General features: G+C 40.4%; 1 protein-coding gene. It reads right to left on the bottom strand.

Going from position 1 to position 1,465, the window contains the following annotated elements; all coding sequences use genetic code 11:
• Nucleotides 1-1,189, bottom strand: a 1,189-nt coding sequence (locus tag DW015_RS13230) for an IS110 family transposase (protein WP_117905968.1), incomplete at its 3' end; no start/stop codon positions are given.
• Nucleotides 1,190-1,465 lie beyond the last annotated feature (276 nt).

Consider the following 1,465-nt stretch of genomic DNA (forward strand, 5'->3'; position numbering starts at 1 on the left):
AATGTTCGGAGTAAAACTCCATAACCTTGCCGTAGTAAACTCGAAGGAATTTGTTAAGCCCCGCAATCATTGCTTCTTTGCCGCATTTCCCTTCGCTGCGTTTCTTCTGAATAAAGTCATAGACAGCATTGTCGGCAGGTTTGTGTTTGATTAAGGACTGCATGATCTCGTAGCCTGTTTTTCGCAGATAACTGTTTCCACGCTTGGATATATGACGCTCAGAAGCGTGGAATGCACCCGACTGATAAGGCGGAGCGTCAATGCCTGCATAGGCAATGAGAGAGTGCTTGTTTTTGAATCTGCGTACATCGCCAATTTCAGCAATGATACGTGGAGCAAGTGTATCTCCGATACAATCCATTTCCTTGACAACAGAATATTCAGGCAAGGTGTTGCAAAGATCCTGCATTTGTGCTAAAATGGTATTGCGTGATTCCTCTATTGAGTGGATCAGCTTGACGGCTTCACTAACGGCAATTTTGACGGATTGGGAGTTAGGAAGCGTAGGGATACCGTTTTGAGCAAGGGCAAGGATTTCCGCTGCCTTACGCTCGTTTAAGCGGTATCCCTTTTTCTTTGCCCATTTGCAGTAATCAGATGTAAATTTCATTTCTCCCATATCGAGAATATTCTGAAAATGAATATATCGACTGACAAACTCGGTCAGCTTGTGATTTTCACCTTGATTTGAAAGAACATCATTGATTTTGGGCATAACTTGGTCAAGAAGATTGGAGAAGTTCACCTTTGATTTAACAAGCATACCTGTAACCTGATAATACTGACGTGCAAGAAATTTAAGTTCATCGTATATAACATTAGAGGGATAAGCCTTAACAAGCTCGTTCCAGTATGTAATACCGAAAGATGCGATTTTAATCGAATCAATTTTATCGGTTTTTGCTCGTCTTATGCTTTGCGAGCAGAACTTCTTCATACGCAAGGCTTTTACACAGCATACAAAAATGTTGTGAGAAGATAAATAGGTCGCAACAGGAAGATGATAGTGACCTGTATCTTCCATAACAACACGGGTTTCTTCATCGAATGATTTGATGAGAGAAATAAGAGAATCCAGTTCATCGGCAGTGTGACCAATGTCAAAGGGTGATTCAAGTATTTCGCCGCAAGGTTTCATAATGCAAACAGTACTTTTTCCTTTTGATACATCAATTCCTACACTAATCATGATAAATCCTTCTTTCTGATATTTTGTAATGTTTCCGCTCAGGAGCTTATTAAAATTCATTTTGGTTAGTGATGCGAACGCTGCTGTAAACACAGCAGGTACAACCTGCTTAATCGAATTTTATAACAAGAAGGCGGCTGACACTTTCTATTACGAACGCTTAGTTCTAAGGGGGTGACCGTCAGTCCATTACCTTCTTATTATATCAAAATAAGCATAGCCTGTCACCACTGTAGTCAGCAGTTTGGACTATGCTAATATCATACCAAAGGAGAT

The sequence above is a fragment of the Ruminococcus sp. AF37-20 genome, from assembly GCF_003460465.1.
Lineage (GTDB): Bacteria > Bacillota > Clostridia > Oscillospirales > Ruminococcaceae > Hominimerdicola > Hominimerdicola aceti.